Origin of the sequence: Nocardioides lianchengensis (assembly GCF_900101465.1) — a bacterium.
Lineage (GTDB): Bacteria > Actinomycetota > Actinomycetes > Propionibacteriales > Nocardioidaceae > Nocardioides > Nocardioides lianchengensis.
The window spans coordinates 593,821-608,792 of sequence record NZ_FMZM01000001.1; the positions used below are offsets into that span (position 1 = coordinate 593,821).

At 70.9% G+C, this 14,972-nt stretch carries 13 protein-coding genes; 8 read left to right on the forward strand and 5 right to left on the reverse strand.

Annotated elements, in window-relative coordinates:
- Positions 1–49: 49 nt before the first annotated feature.
- On the reverse strand, positions 50–412 hold the full coding sequence (locus tag BLT76_RS02965) for a GIY-YIG nuclease family protein (protein ID WP_090850557.1): 363 nt from the start codon (positions 410–412) through the stop codon (positions 50–52).
- A gap of 286 nt (positions 413–698) precedes the next feature.
- Between BLT76_RS02965 and BLT76_RS02970 the strand changes: the two genes are divergently transcribed.
- The 7 genes from BLT76_RS02970 to BLT76_RS03000 all read left to right on the forward strand — a co-directional run bounded on the left by BLT76_RS02970 (position 699) and on the right by BLT76_RS03000 (position 9,928).
- Positions 699–1,622 (forward strand): glycosyltransferase family 2 protein, encoded by a 924-nt coding sequence (locus BLT76_RS02970; RefSeq protein WP_244509218.1) that lies wholly within the window; start codon positions 699–701, stop codon positions 1,620–1,622.
- Positions 1,619–2,521, forward strand: coding sequence for a glycosyltransferase family 2 protein (locus BLT76_RS02975; protein WP_090850560.1), 903 nt, complete (start codon positions 1,619–1,621; stop codon positions 2,519–2,521). The genes BLT76_RS02970 and BLT76_RS02975 overlap by 4 nt, the downstream gene beginning before the upstream one ends.
- A gap of 6 nt (positions 2,522–2,527) precedes the next feature.
- A complete protein-coding gene (gene glf, locus BLT76_RS02980) occupies positions 2,528–3,727 on the forward strand; it encodes a UDP-galactopyranose mutase (RefSeq protein ID WP_211752684.1) in 1,200 nt (399 codons plus the stop codon).
- Entirely contained in the window at positions 3,724–5,766 is a 2,043-nt protein-coding gene (locus tag BLT76_RS02985) for a glycosyltransferase (RefSeq protein ID WP_244509219.1), read from the forward strand. Before glf ends, BLT76_RS02985 begins: the two co-directional genes overlap by 4 nt.
- The gene (locus BLT76_RS02990) at positions 5,763–6,659 is read left to right on the forward strand and encodes an ABC transporter permease (RefSeq protein WP_090850564.1); all 897 of its coding nucleotides are present in this window, start codon (positions 5,763–5,765) and stop codon (positions 6,657–6,659) included. The genes BLT76_RS02985 and BLT76_RS02990 overlap by 4 nt, the downstream gene beginning before the upstream one ends.
- Entirely contained in the window at positions 6,656–7,444 is a 789-nt protein-coding gene (locus tag BLT76_RS02995) for an ABC transporter ATP-binding protein (protein ID WP_244509220.1), read from the forward strand. Before BLT76_RS02990 ends, BLT76_RS02995 begins: the two co-directional genes overlap by 4 nt.
- Before the next feature lie 342 nt (positions 7,445–7,786).
- Positions 7,787–9,928, forward strand: a complete 2,142-nt coding sequence (locus BLT76_RS03000; RefSeq protein ID WP_139175392.1) for an N-acetylmuramoyl-L-alanine amidase — start codon at positions 7,787–7,789, stop codon at positions 9,926–9,928.
- A gap of 18 nt (positions 9,929–9,946) precedes the next feature.
- On the opposite strand, the gene BLT76_RS03005 is transcribed toward BLT76_RS03000, so the two are convergent.
- On the reverse strand, positions 9,947–10,684 hold the full coding sequence (locus tag BLT76_RS03005) for a TIGR03089 family protein (RefSeq protein ID WP_090850568.1): 738 nt from the start codon (positions 10,682–10,684) through the stop codon (positions 9,947–9,949).
- A gap of 52 nt (positions 10,685–10,736) precedes the next feature.
- Between BLT76_RS03005 and BLT76_RS03010 the strand changes: the two genes are divergently transcribed.
- Positions 10,737–11,837 carry a mannose-1-phosphate guanylyltransferase gene (locus BLT76_RS03010; protein ID WP_090850570.1) on the forward strand — a complete coding sequence of 367 codons (1,101 nt, stop codon included), beginning with the start codon at positions 10,737–10,739 and terminating at the stop codon, positions 11,835–11,837.
- A 193-nt stretch (positions 11,838–12,030) separates the two neighbouring features.
- Here the strand turns inward: BLT76_RS03010 and BLT76_RS03015 are convergent, their stop codons facing one another.
- From BLT76_RS03015 to cofD, 3 genes are all read right to left on the reverse strand, one after another.
- Positions 12,031–12,798 carry a DUF3105 domain-containing protein gene (locus BLT76_RS03015; RefSeq protein WP_090850571.1) on the reverse strand — a complete coding sequence of 256 codons (768 nt, stop codon included), beginning with the start codon at positions 12,796–12,798 and terminating at the stop codon, positions 12,031–12,033.
- 87 nt (positions 12,799–12,885) lie between these two features.
- Entirely contained in the window at positions 12,886–13,833 is a 948-nt protein-coding gene (gene cofE, locus BLT76_RS03020) for a coenzyme F420-0:L-glutamate ligase (protein WP_090850573.1), read from the reverse strand.
- On the reverse strand, positions 13,830–14,828 hold the full coding sequence (gene cofD, locus BLT76_RS03025) for a 2-phospho-L-lactate transferase (RefSeq protein ID WP_090850575.1): 999 nt from the start codon (positions 14,826–14,828) through the stop codon (positions 13,830–13,832). The genes cofE and cofD overlap by 4 nt, the downstream gene beginning before the upstream one ends.
- Positions 14,829–14,972: the final 144 nt, after the last annotated feature.

The following is a 14,972-nucleotide window of genomic DNA, read 5'->3' on the forward strand; positions in this document are numbered from 1 at the left end:
CTGGATCGGGGTGGGCTGCGGGGGTTTCGGGACGGGACTTCGTCCCTCCTCAACCTCCGGTGGTGGGCGTGCTCGGTGGTTGAGGAGGTTGCGCAGCAACCGTCTCGAAACCCCGACCGTTCCGGTGTCGCCAGGCCCGTGAAGCCAGCGCTGGCAGGTCGTCCAAGCGTCCTTCGATGAGGGCAAGACGTTTGGCCCGGCCCCAGCCCTGCACGCGCTTCTCGTACGCGAAAGCACCGTCGATCCGGGCGAACTCCGCCGCCCACAGCAGCCGCACCGGCCGTCGACCTGGGCGGCGGGTGTAGGCCGCCCCCTCGCCGTTCTGGTGCTCGGCGAGGCGACGGTCGAGGTCGACCGTGCTGCCGACGTAGAACGATCGGTCCGCGCATTCCACCAGGTAGGTCCAAGGCATGGACCGAGGATGTCGCTCTTACGAGCCTGTTGCTCGGACTGCCGGCCGACCTGTGGAGAGCGGGGGTTTCGAGACGGGACTTCGTCCCTCCTCAACCTCCGGTGGTGGGCGTGCTCGGTGGTTGAGGAGGTTGCGCAGCAACCGTCTCGAAACCGGGTGGGCCGTAGGTCGGGCCTGGGTGGGGGTGGGTGCGCGGGTTGCGGGGGTGTCGGGACGGGACTTCGTCCCTCCTCAACCACCGGTGCCGACCGGCGCAGGACGTGGGGCGGTCTCTAGGGTGGTCGGCGTGACCGAGCCGAGCAGCGAGACGCGACGTGTCGTGGCGGTGGTGGTCACGTTCAACCGGCTGACCCTCCTGGAGGGGCTGCTGGAGCGGCTGACGGGGATCGACGGGCTGGCCGAGGTGCTGGTCGTCGACAACGCCTCGACCGACGGCACCGGCGCCTGGCTCGCGTCGTACGACGACCCGCGCGTGCAGGCCCGCACGCTCCCCGAGAACCGCGGCGGAGCCGGCGGCTTCCACCACGGCCTGGCCTGGGCGGTGGAGCGCGGGGCGGACCTGGCCTGGCTGATGGACGACGACGGGCTCCCCGACGAGGACTGCCTGGCCACCCTCCTGCGTGAGACCGACCTGGACTTCTGGGGCCCGGTCGTCGTCGACCAGGACGATCCCGAGCGGCTGGTCTTCCCGATCCGGCTGCCCGGGTCGACGAGCGTCGCGCACCGGGTGCCGGACGTGGAGCGGGCGGCTCGCGGCGGCCGGCTCGACGGCATCGTCATCCCGTTCAACGGCGTCCTGGTGACCCGCGAGCTGGTCGAGCGGATCGGCCTCCCGCGCGAGGAGTTCTTCATCTGGGGCGACGACCACGAGTACCGCCTGCGCGCCGAGGCCGCCCACGCGCGGATCGCCACGGTCCCCGCGGCGCGGGTCCGGCACCCGAGCGTGGGGGAGCTCGGCACGCCGATGGCGTTCGGGCGGACGACGTACAACCACAGCCCGAGCGACCTCAAGCACTACTGCATGGCCCGCAACAACCTGGTCAACCTGCGCACCTACCGCGGCTGGCCGCACGCGCTGGCGTTCGTCGCCAAGACGCTGTGGTTCTACACCTTCACCCGCCCCAGCCCGGCCCGGATCGCCCTCAGCGCCCAAGGCATGTACGCCGGCCTCCGCGGTGACTTCACCGGCCACGGGAAGTACCTGCGATGACCGCCGAGACCGTCGCCGTCGTCGTGGTGACCTACAACCGCGCGGAGCTGCTGGAGGGGATGCTGGCCGGCCTGGCCGCCCTCGAGCGGCTCCCCGACGGGATCGTGGTCATCGACAACGCCAGCACCGACCGCACCGCGGAGGTGCTGGCGGCGGCCACCAACCCGGGCCTGGTCGTGCTCCGCACCGACGAGAACCTCGGCGGGGCGGGCGGCTTCCACCTCGGCGTCCAGATCGCCTTCGAGAAGGGCTTCGACCGGCTCTGGCTGATGGACGACGACGTCGTCCCGGCCCCCGACTGCCTGGGCGTGCTGATGGCGACCGACGAGCCCTGCCTCGCGGCGGTCCGCGAGGACCGCCGCGGCCGCCTGGTCGAGAAGGCCGCGCTCCGCTTCGACCTGCGCAACCCGCTGGCGATCAAGCCCAAGACCGCCATGGTCGAGACGACGTACGGCGAGCGTGGCCGGATGCCGGCCCGCGTCGAGCTGGAGAACGTCGCCTTCGAGGGCTTCCTGGTCCGCCGCGAGGTGATCGAGCGGGTCGGACTGCCGGACCCGTCGTACTTCATCTTCTACGACGACGTGGACCTGGCGATCCGCGCGCGCCGGGCCGGCTACCGGATCTGGGGCATCCGCGACGCGGTCCTGGTGCGCCAGCTCGACTTCGACCAGCAGCACGACCTGGCGGGCTGGAAGGGGTTCTACATGTACCGCAACCTGTTCGTCGTGCACTTCCGGTACGGCGAGAACCTGCTCGTCCGGCTCAAGCCGTGGCTGGTCGTGGCGATGGTCGTGCTGCTGAGCCCGGTCCGCGGCGGACGGGGCGAGGCGGTCAACGTGATCCGGGCCATTCGCTCGGCGCGGGGAATGCGGGCGCTCCCGCCGTCGTCCGTAGACTGACGGATCGTGTCCACCGCTCTCACCGCCCCGTCCGACCTCCCCGACCTGGTCGTCGTCGGCTCCGGCTTCTTCGGCCTGACCGTCGCCGAGCGCTGCGCGACCGAGCTCGACCTGAAGGTCCTGGTCCTGGAGCGGCGCCACCACCTCGGGGGCAACGCCTACAGCGAGATCGACGCCGAGACCGGCATCGAGGTGCACAAGTACGGCACGCACCTGTTCCACACGTCGAACACGAAGGTGTGGGAGTACGTCAACCGCTTCACGGCCTTCACCGGCTACCAGCACCGGGTCTTCGCCAAGTACCAGGGGCAGGTCTACTCCTTCCCGATGAACCTGGGCCTGATCAACCAGTTCTTCGGCAAGGCGCACACCCCCGACGAGGCCCGGGCGCTGATCGCCGAGCAGGCCAGCGAGATCGCCACCCAGGACGCGACGAACCTGGAGGAGAAGGCGATCAGTCTGATCGGGCGGCCGCTCTACGAGGCGTTCGTGAAGGGCTACACCGCCAAGCAGTGGCAGACCGACCCCACCGAGCTGAGCCCCGACATCATCACGCGGCTCCCGGTCCGCTACACCTTCGACAACCGCTACTTCAACGACACCTACGAGGGCCTCCCGGTCGACGGCTACACCGCGTGGCTGACCCGGATGGCCGACCACCCGAACATCGAGGTCCGCCTCGAGACCGACTTCTTCGACGTGGCCGACGACTACAAGGGCCGGGTGCCGATCGTCTACACCGGCCCGGTCGACGAGTACTTCGGCAACTCCGAGGGCCGCCTGTCGTGGCGCACCATCGACCTGGAGGCCGAGACCCTCGACGTCGACGACTTCCAGGGCACCGGCGTGGTCAACGCCAACGACCCGGACCTGCCCTACACCCGGACGCTGGAGTTCAAGCACCTCCACCCCGAGCGCACCCACCTGCCCGGCAAGACGATCGTGGTGCACGAGTACAGCCGCTTCGCCGAGGAGGGCGACGAGCCGTACTACCCGATCAACACCGCCGAGGACCGGGCCACGCTGCTGAAGTACCGCGAGCTGGCCAAGCGCGAGCCGCTGGTGCTGTTCGGTGGTCGTCTGGGGACGTACAAGTACCTTGACATGCACATGGCGATCGGCTCGGCGCTCTCCATGTTCGAGAACAAGCTCAGGCCGCACTTCGCGGAGGGTGCCCCCCTGACGAGCGGAGGAGTCGACGAGTGAGTCCCGGACGAGTCACCGACACCACAGCACCGACGACCGTGCGGCGGGTGCTGCAGCGGCAGATCATGCCCGCGGACCGCGACCTCGACGTGCTGCCGCTGTACGTCGACCCGGACCCCGCCGTCCTCGACGCCGACAAGTACAACGTCGGCGGCAACAAGGGCGCGAAGGAGGTCAACAAGGCCACCCTGCGCCAGCAGGTCAGCTCCGGGACGACGATCGACCCCGACCAGATCGTCGACCGCTTCGCCGTCCGCGTCGAGCACGGCAACCGGCTCTCGTTCGGCAGCTACTTCAACGCGTTCCCGGCGTCGTACTGGCGGCGGTGGACGATCGTCGACGAGGTGCGGCTGAGCGTCGAGCTCGAAGGCCGTGGCTCGAGCGTCACCGTCTACAAGTCGATGGCCAACGGCCGCTCGCAGCGCGTCGCGTCCCAGCAGGTCGACGAGGGCGCTGCCGGCGGGACCTTCGTCTTCGACCTGTCGCTGCGGCCCTTCGTCGACGGTGGCTGGTACTGGTACGACGTCACGGCCGGTGACGAGGACGTCGTCGTCCGGGCGGTGTGGGACACCGAGGTGCCCGCCGACCGGGCCGAGCCCGGCTCGGTCACGGTGACCATCACGACGATGAACCGGCCGTCCTTCTGCGCCGACCTCGTGGGCCAGCTGGGCTCGGAGGAGGACGTGCTGGGTGTCCTGGACGCCGTGCTCGTCGTCGACCAGGGCACCGAGAAGGTGCGCGAACACGCCGACTTCCCCGCCGCGGAGAAGGCGCTCGACGGCCGGCTCCGGGTGATCGAGCAGGGCAACCTCGGTGGGTCCGGGGGCTACGCCCGCGGTCAGCTGGAGACGGTGCGGGCCGGCACCTCGACGTACGCCCTGATGATGGACGACGACGTCGTCTGCGAGCCGCAGAGCATCCTGCGCGCGGTGACCTTCGGCGACCTGGCGCGCCGGCCCACCATCGTCGGCGGCCACATGTTCAGCCTCTACTCGCGCTCGCGGCTGCACAGCTTCGGCGAGATCATCCAGACCTGGCGCTGGTGGTGGATGACCCCCGAGCACGTGCTGGCGGAGTGGGACTTCGGCGCCCGCAACCTCCGGTCGACCCGCTGGCTGCACCGCCGCGTGGACGTGGACTTCAACGGCTGGTTCATGTGCCTGATCCCGCGCCAGGTCCTGGACGAGATCGGCCTGTCCCTGCCGGTGTTCATCAAGTGGGACGACAGCGAGTTCGGCGTCCGCGCCAAGGCGGCCGGCTACCCGACGGTGACGTTCCCCGGCGCCGCGGTGTGGCACGTGCCGTGGACCGACAAGAACGACGCGCTGGACTGGCAGGCCTACTTCCACCAGCGCAACCGGATCATCGCGGCGCTGCTGCACTCGCCGTACAAGCACGGCGGCCGTCTGGTCCAGGAGAGCGTGAACCACACCATCGCTCACCTGGTGTCGATGCAGTACTCCACCGTCGAGCTGCGCCAGCTCGCGCTCGAGGACGTGCTGGCCGGTCCCGACAAGCTGCACGAGGTGCTCCCGCACCGGCTGGGCGACGTCAACACGTTCCGCAAGCAGTACGCCGATGCGCAGCTGCAGCCCGACCCCGACGCGTTCCCGCCGGTGCGCCGCAAGCCCACCAAGCGCGGGCACAGCGAGCTCGAGGTCCCGAGCAAGCTCTCCCAGCTGATCACGGCCGGCCTGATGCCGCTGCGCCAGCTGCGGAAGCCGCGGGCCCTGTCGCGGGAGTTCCCGGAGGCGGAGATCGCAGCGATGGACGCCAAGTGGTACCGCATCGCCCGCTACGACTCGGCGGTCGTCTCGATGCCCGACCAGACCTCGGCGGCGCTCTACACCCGCGACCCGGAGCTCTACCGTGACCTGCTGAAGCGGATCACCGACCTGCACGTCAAGCTCTACCGACGGTGGCCCGAGCTGGCCGCGGAGTACCGCGCGAAGCTGCCCGAGATCACCTCGCCCGAGGCCTGGGACCAGACCTTCGCCCCCTGGACGGGTGGCGACGGAGAGAAGGCAGGCGAACGATGACGACGTCCAGCGTCGCCGAGCGGCACGACCTCGAGCACGTCCCGCTCACCTCCCCGGCCAGCACCAGCGGCCTGCTGGAGGTCTTCCGCAAGCGCTACCTGCTGCGGCTGATGGTGCGCCGGGAGATCCAGGCCCGCTACGCCCGCTCGTTCTTCGGGCTGGCCTGGTCCTACATCAACCCGACGGTCCGGTTCTTCACGTTCTACTTCGTCTTCGGCATCGTGCTGGGCCGAGGCGGCAACCTGGAGAACTTCGCCATCCACCTGTTCGCCGGGATGGTGATGGTCCACTACTTCACCGAGACGGTGACGTCGGGGACCCGCTCGCTGCTGAGCAACAAGGGCGTCGTGCAGAAGATGGCCATGCCCCGCGAGCTGTTCCCGTTCGCGTCGATGCTGGTGTCGCTCTACCACACGCTCCCGCAGGTGCTGATCCTCAGCACGGCCTGCCTGGTCGCCGGCTGGCACCCGGACCTGGTCGGCTTCGCCGCCGCCGGTCTGGGCTTTTTGATCATGATGCTGTTCGGCACGTCGCTCGGGCTGATGTTCTCGGTCTTCAACGTGATCATGCGCGACTTCGGGCGGATCACCCAGACCTTCATCAACATGATCCCGTTCATGGTGCCGATGATGTACCCGTACTCCCTGATCGAGAGCAAGTTCGGTGGCGGCTGGGTGCACACGATCGTGATGGCCAACCCGGTCGCCGAGGCGGTGCTGCTGATGCAGCGCTGCTTCTGGTGGACGACGACCGAGGAGTCGTACGCGGAGTCCTTCCCCGACGACCTGTGGCAGCGGGGTGCCATCATGGCGGCTGTGGGCATCGTGCTGCTGTTCGTCGCCCAGCGGGTCTTCTCCCGGCTGGAGGGTCGGGTCCCGGAGCTGATCACGTGAGCGTGACCTCGATCGTCGTGGACGACGTCTCCAAGCAGTTCTCGCTGCAGTACCACCGCACCCTGAAGAAGATGATCATGGCGAAGATGCGTCGCCAGCAGATCAGCGACACCTTCATGGCCCTCGAGAACGTCTCGTTCGAGGTCCCCCAGGGGCAGTCGATCGGCCTGATGGGCCTCAACGGCTCCGGCAAGAGCACCCTGCTGAAGCTGATCAGCGGGGTGATGAAGCCCGACAGCGGCCAGGTGCTCACCCGCGGCCGGGTGTCCGGGCTGATCGCGACCGGCGCCGGGTTCCACCAGCAGCTCACCGGCCGCGAGAACATCTACATGAACGCCGCCATCCTCGGCATGAGCGAGGCGGAGACGAACGAGAAGTTCGACGACATCGCCGCGTTCGCGGACGTCGGTCGCTTCCTCGACACCCCGGTCGGCAACTACTCCTCGGGCATGTTCGCCCGGCTCGGCTTCTCGGTGGCCGTGCACGTCGACTGCGACATCTTCGTCGCCGACGAGGTGCTGGCGGTGGGGGACCGGCCCTTCAAGCGCAAGTGCATCGCGCGCATGCAGGAGATCCGCGAGAGCGGCATCACGATGTTCTACGTCTCTCACTCCGCCGGCTCGGTCCGCCGGATGTGCGACCGGGTGATCGTCCTCGAGAAGGGCCGCGTCGGGTACGACGGCCCGGTCGACCAGGGCATCCGCTACCTGCACTACGACGGCTCCGACGAGGGCGAGCCGGACGCCGAGGAGGCCCTCGACGAGGAGCTCGCCTCCGATATCTGAGCGCCTCGCGCCTGAGCTTGCTCAGGCGCGGATGAGGCGCCAGGTCGAGTAGCCCCGCGACCGACGAAGGAGGTCGCGACGGGCGTATCGAGACCAAGATCTCGCTCCCGCGAACACCTCACCGAACATCCACCGAAACGCCGGCTCACCGCGCATCAAGCGCGGCGGGCCGGCGTTTCGGCGTCTCCGCACCCCCTGCCGGCTTGACAAATCTCGAATCTCCCGGCGTGTCGACTGGAAATTACACGATTGTAGTTACTCAGTTTGCCTTCCTCGCGGCCTGTTACTCATGTGAAAGTTGCGTCACGTGTGAACTTCCCCGCGCACTAGAAGGACCCCCGCATGCCTGCTTCCAAGACCCGTTTCGTCACTGCGTGCCAGCAGTTGCTGGCGCTCGCTGTCGTCCTCGCCGTCCTCACCCCCGCCGCCAGCGTCGTCACGCTGGACGTGGTCCACACCGACCCCGGGACGTCCGCGTCGGCCGCCCCGGTGAGCGCGCTCGCGGCCTACACCGCGGAGTCGGCCCAGTCGTCGCTGGTGCCGACCGGTCCGGTGGAGGCCACGGTCGACGAGGTCCCGCTGACCGCGCCCGCCACGGCCGTCGTGGGTCGGGCCACCGGCCGCGCGGCGACGGCCACGCCGACGGCGCAGGCCCGTCGTACCGCTGCGCCCGCGGGCAAGACCACCCTGGTCAGCCTCCCGCAGGACGTCACCGGCTACGGCACGGTCGGCGTCACCTGGGCGCACGGCACCCAGATCGCCGAGGACGCCATCACCGTCCAGGCCCGGCTGCTCGACGACGGCGTCTGGTCGGAGTGGAAGCCGCTCGTCTACCACGACGAGCACGCCCCCGACCCCGACAGCCGCGAGGGCCGGCGGGCCCGGCCGGGCACCGACGAGCTGATCGTCGGCGACGTCGACCAGGTCCAGGTCCAGGTCACGTCGGCCGCCGCCACCCTTCCCGCCGACCTGAAGCTCGCGGTCGTCGACCCGGGCGTCGCGACGGGCCAGGAGCGGGAGAAGGCGGCCATCGACACCGGCACGCTGGACGAGCCGGCCACCGACCCGGCGACCGACCCGGAGGTCGACCCGGAGGCAGGTGCCGAGGACGGCATCAAGCTGCAGGCCGCGAAGTACACCCCGAGGCCGACCATCTACTCGCGGGCCCAGTGGGGTGCCGACGAGCGGCTGCGCGACAAGGGCTCGCTGCGCTACTACGAGGTGCACGCCGGCTTCGTGCACCACACGGTCAACGCCAACAACTACACCCGGGCGCAGGTGCCTGGCATCCTGCGCAGCATCTACGCGTACCACACCAAGTCCCGGGGCTGGAGCGACGTCGGCTACAACTACCTCGTCGACCGGTTCGGCCGGATCTGGGAGGGCCGCGCGGGCGGTGTCGACCGGCCCGTGGTCGGGGCGCACACCCTGGGCTACAACGACTACTCGTTCGCGATGTCGGCGATCGGCAACTACGACGTGACCCAGCCGAGCTCGGCGATGGTCCAGGCGTACGGCGCGCTCTTCGCCTGGAAGCTCTCCCTGCACGGGGTCTCGGCCGCCTCGACCCGCCAGGTCGTCGGCTCGAAGACCTTCCAGGCGATCAACGGGCACCGCGACGCGGGCTCGACCGCCTGCCCGGGCAAGTACCTCTACGCCCAGATCCCCAAGATCCGGGCGCTGGCGGCAGCGGCCCAGCAGGGGTGGAGCGGGCGTGAGCTCGAGTCCAACCTGGCCCGCACCGCCCAGCCGGACCTCGTCGTACGACGGGCCTCCGACAAGCAGATGGTCGTCTGGCCGATGCGGCTGAGCAAGGCCGGCAAGACGTCGATGGGCAAGCCCATCGCCACCGGGATCAACGTGTCGCGGGCCAACCTGCTCCTCAAGGGCGGCGACTGGAACCGCGACGGGTACGGCGACGTGATCATGCGGCGCAAGAACGGTGTCGTGGTGCTGTTCCTGGGCGACGGCCGAGGCAAGTTCCCCAAGAAGGTGCGGCTGGCCGGGAAGGCCTTCAAGGGCGTCACGCTGGTCACCGCGGTCGGGGACATGACCGGGGACGGCTTCCCGGACCTGATGGGTCAGTACCAGGGCAAGATGTGGATCTGGCCCGGACGCGGTGCCGCCGCGCTGGCCGCGCCGTACGTCGCCTACAAGGGCATCAGCGCCACCCAGCAGGTCGGCGCCGGTCGCTGGGATGCCGACGGCGCTCCCGACACCCTGATCCGCCGGGGGACGAAGCTCTACTCGATGGCGGGGAACGGGCCCGGCGGGCTGACGGCGGTGCGAGCCGTCGCGGGCGGCAACGTCAGGGCCTACGACTGGGTCGTCGGCATCTCGAACGTCACCCTGACCGGGCACACCGACGTCGTGGTGCGCGAGCCCGCGACCGGCCGGCTCTACCTGCTGAAGGGAGCCACGACCGGGGTCGCGGCCCGTCAGCTCATCGGGGCGGGGGCCAACGCCTACGACCTGGTGGGCTGACGCCCGCCCGGTCCACGATCAGTCCTGGTCGGCGGTGCGTGGGAAGCGTGCCGTGGCCCGCTCGGCGACGTACGTCGTCTCGAGCCGCTCCGGCACGGCGCGCGCGACCAGGACCAACGAGCCGCTCCTCGCGAGCGGCTCGGCGAAGGAGGCGATCCCCGGTGGGGAAGCCGGGTTCGCCTCCGACAGGAGGCGGCCGCCGTCGGTGAGGTGACTCCCGGCGGCGGCCGCCTCCCACAGCTCGGCCTGGGTGGTGGTGCCGTCGGCCCACGCGAGGGCGTCGTCCTCGCCGGTGGCCGGGTCCCAGGGGATGAACGAGTCCGGCTGCGACCAGACGTCGACGCCCACGTCGTGGACGCCCGCAGGAAGGGCCTCCGCGAACCGGACGCCCATCGGCCGCAGCGAGCAGGCCAGCACCGGCAGCTCGTCGGCGCGCGGGGCCCAGCGATCGAGCGTGTTTGGCCCGCAGACCACCGCGTCCGGGTCATCGGCGTCGGTCACGACCAGGCCCGCCGTCCAGGCGGCGCCTAAGAAGACCGGCCCGAGCCAGTGCGCCGGCAGGTCCACCCGCAGCCGGTCCCCGCGCTCGAGATCGTGCTCCTCCACGAGCAGCGACGCGGCCTTCGCGACCCAGTTCGCGTAGGTCGTCACCGACAGCTCGACCCGCTCGTCGGTGGCGTGGTCGTAGAAGGTCACCAGGGGGCGGCCGGGGTCGCGGCGGAGCAGGTCCGCGAGCAGGTGGGAGAAGGTGGTCACACCGGCCAGGCTAGGCGGGTCCTCACGGCGCCGTACCCCTAGGCTCCTCGCCATGACGAGCGCCAGCGACCCGGTGACCGCGATCGACGGCTTCTGGGCGGTGATCCCCGCCGGCGGAGCCGGCACCCGGCTGTGGCCGCTGTCCCGGTCGTCGTCGCCGAAGTTCCTGCGTGACCTCACGGGCAGCGGGCGCTCGCTGCTCCAGGAGACGTACGACCGGCTGGCGCCGCTGGTGGGTGACCGGTTCCTGGTCGTCACCGGCGCCGCGCACCGCGACGCGGTCGCAGACCAGCTGGACCGGCTGGAGGACGGCTCGATCCTCGCCGAGCCCTCGCCGCGCGACTCGATGGCGGCGATCGGCCTGGCCGCCGCGCTGCTGGAGCGCTCCGACCCCGACGCCGTGATGGGCTCGTTCGCCGCCGACCACGTGATCGCCGACCAGGCCGCCTTCGGCGCCGCAGTCGCCACCGCGACGGCGGCCGCGCGTGACGGCTGGCTGGTCACCCTCGGGATCGACCCCACCTTCCCGTCCTCGGCCTTCGGCTACATCCACCTCGGTGACGGCCTCGACGGCCACGACGGCACCTATCGGGTGGTCGAGTTCGTCGAGAAGCCCTCGACGGAGGTCGCCGAGAGCTACCTGGCGACCGGGCGCTACCGCTGGAACGCCGGCATGTTCGTGGTCCGCCCCACAGTCCTGCTCGACCTGCTCGCCGAGGGCGACCCGGCCTTCGCGGCCGAGCTGCGCGCCATCGCCGCCGACCCCTCGCAGCTCGACGAGGCCTGGCCGCGGCTTCCGAAGATCGCCCTCGACCACGCCGTCGCCGAGCCTGCGGCCGCGGCCGGCCGGGTCGTCACCGTCCCCGCCTCGTTCGGCTGGGACGACATCGGCGACTTCGACTCGCTCGCCACCCTGCTCGCCGACCCCTCGGTCGCCACCACCGTCCTCGGCGACGACGCCCTCGTCCACGCCCTCGACTCCACCGGCCTCGTCGTCCCACGCACCGGCCGGACCATCGCCGTGGTCGGCCTCGACGACGTCGTCGTCGTCGACACCGAGGACGCCGTACTCGTCACCACCCGGGCCCGGGCCCAGGAGGTCAAGCAGATCGTGGCCGCGCTGAAGGAGAGCGGGCGGGCCGACCTGACCTGAGGCGGGTCCCCTGCCCGGATGGGGTGCGGGCCGGGCTTGCTGTAACGCGATGTTCGCCGCACTAGGTACGCGCTGCAGCGCGTACCTAGTGCGGCGAACATCGCGTTACAGCTGCGCCGCCTATGGCCGCCGCCAACGGAACACGGCCCCGGTGGCAGCGCCACCGAGGCCGTGTACCGGACCGAGGAACGTCCTACTGGACGTTCGGCTCGGGGGAGTCGAGGTAGGGGTAGTCGAGGGTGAACTTCTCGAAGGCGGCACCCGAGACGTCACCGCAGTACTGCCAGACGCCGACCTGCTTGGTCGTGTCGGTCTCGCCGGCGCCGCCGACGGACCAGTGGGTGAAGGCGACGTGGGTGTCCTTCGGGAACTCGCCGCCGCTCTCCTTGTCGTCCTCGGCCGTGAACGGCGCGACGATGACCTTCTGGCGGAAGTTGCCGGTGCCCTGGTACTTCGCGGCGATCGCGCGCAGCTCGTCCATCGCGTCGCCGTCCTTCGCGATGGTGTCGTCGTACCAGATGATGTTGTAGCCGTGCTCGAGGTTGTGCACGAGCGACTCCAGCTCGGGCCGGTCCTCCTTGGTGTAGAACTTCCGCTCGAACGGGGCGGGCGAGCCGATCGCGTTCCAGTGGGAGCCGAAGGCCGGCGGGGAGTGGTCGTAGGTGACCTGCTGGGTCTCGGGGACGTGGTCGCCCGAGCCCTCCGCGCTGACCGTCGTGACCTTCTGGCAGGTGTCGGCGGCGGCGCCGATCTCGTCGAGGGCGACGTCGGAGTAGGCCCGCTCGTCCCACTTGTCCTTCAGGGGGCCGTAGGCGGCGGCGCCGATGATGAGCAGCGCGATCACCGCGCAGACACCGACGATGGCGAAGCCGCGGCGCTTCTCGGCGCCCTTCTGCTTCTTGCGAATCTCGTCGATGACCGCCTGACGGTCGGACTTGGCGGACTTCGGGGTCTTGGCCACGGCTGAGCATTCCTCGCGGTCGGGTGGGTACGGTGACGGCAGCCGCGTTCCCCGCGAAGGGCGCCCGGCGGTGTCCAGCGGCAGAGTCTACGGACTGAGCGGTCGGAGCCGTGCAACGGCCGAGTCCTGGTCCGCCAGGACCTCCCAGCCGTGGGCGAACGCGAGCGCGGCGACCTCCGGTCCGGCGGGTACGGCGATCCGCAGCTCGCCGTCCTGCGGACGGGACTCGGCGCCGGTCACGAGCAGCAGCGCGGCCGCCAGCTCGTCGGCGCTCGCGGGTGCCCCGAACGGGGCCCGGTCGGCCGGGTCGCCGGCCAGCGCGCGGATCACGGCCTCGCGGGCGCCGTACCCGAACAGGTCGCCGCCCTCGGGCCGGACCAGGGCGCGGGCGCCGGGCCCGTCCTCGCCCGCGGGCAGCACCAGGTCGGCGCGCCCGCGGACCAGCGCGAACGGGCGGCCGGCGAGCTTGCCCTGGGCGAGCTCGGCCGCGCCGGCGAGCTCGTCGGCGACGGCGGGTGCCGTGACGGCCAACGGGTTGCCGTGCGGGTCGGTGCGGCCGGCGTACTCCTCGGCGACCAGCAGACCGGCGGCGCCGACGGCGATGTCGGTCTGCCCCTCGCGCCAGGCCCGCCCGGCGGTGTCGGTGACGACGACGCCGACGGTGCGGCCGGTCCGCTCGTGGACGCCGGCCCGCAGCGCCCGGGCCGAGGCGTCGGGGTCGAGGGGGAGGAGCACGATCGAGCCGAGCTCGACGTTGGAGGCGTCGATGCCGGCCGCGGCCATGGTCAGGCCGTGGCGGGTGCGGACGATCGTGGTCGGTCCGCGCCGGGCCACGACCCGGACCGTCTCGCCGGCCAGCGCCTCGTCCCGGTCGCTGGTGCGGACCCGGCCCTCGGCCTTGCTCACGACCTTGCTGGTGACGACCAGGACGTCGCCGTCACGCGGATCGAGCGCGGCCAGCAGCAATGCGACCAGGTCGTCGCCTGCGCGCACCTCCGGTACGCCGTCGGGGGCCAGGACCTCCAGCCGGTTCACCGGCGGACCAGCTCCACCGCCGCGGCCGCCATCGCGGCGGTCGCGTCGTGGTCGGTCATCATCAGGGGTACGGCGGCCGCGGCCAGCCCGGCCTCGTGCAGCCGGTCCAGCTGGTCGGCGTCGCGCTCGTCGACCAGCCAGCCGTCGAGGACGCCGCCGGCGCTGCGTGCGCCGTAGTGGAGACCGACGGCGGCGGCGCTGACCTCGACGCCGATCGAGGTCAGCATCTGCTCGGCCATGCCGCGCACGTGGCTCGCGCCGACGATGGGGGAGAGGCCGACCACGGGCGCGCTCGTCGCGGCGACCGCCTCGCGGATGCCGGGGACGCCCAGGATGGTGCCGACGCTGACGACCGGGTTGGACGGCGGCAGCACGACCATGTCGGCCCCGGCGATCGCCTCGACGACCCCCGGGCCGGGCGTCGAGTCCTCCAGCCCGACGAACAGGACGGTCTCGGCCGGGACGGAGGCGCGCAGACGCACCCAGTACTCCTGGAAGTGGACGACCCGGCGGCCGCTGGGGGAGTCGGGGTCGGGGATCGCCACGTGGGTCTCGACGCGGTCGTCGGTCATCGGGAGGAGGCGGACGCCCGGCTGCCAGCGGCGGCAGAGCGCCTCGGTCACCTGCGAGAGCGGGTAGCCCGCCTCGAGCATCTGCGTGCGGACCAGGTGGGTCGCGACGTCGCGGTCGCCGAGGCCGAACCAGGTCGGCTCCACGCCGTACTCGGCGAGCTCGGTCTTGACGCTCCAGGTCTCCTCGCGGCGGCCCCAGCCGCGGTCGAGGTCGATGCCGTCGCCGAGGGTGTACATCACCGTGTCGAGGTCGGGGCAGACCTTCAGGCCGTGCACCCAGATGTCGTCGGCGGTGTTCGCGACCACGCTCACGCGCGCGTCGGGAGAGACACCGGGCAGGGCGCCGGAGGCGATGCCGTGGAGGAGCCCCTGCAGGAAGCGAGCGCCCCCCATGCCCCCGGACAGGACCGTGATGTTCTGCATGGGCCTACTCTCCCTCACCGCGCCGTCCCGTACGGCGCCGGGACCGCCGCCGGCCATACCAGATGCGCGCTTGACTTAGTGGGTACGACAGGCATGTAATTCCACCAGTGTGGTCGCTGGGTCGACGAAGATAGGGGCGAGGGC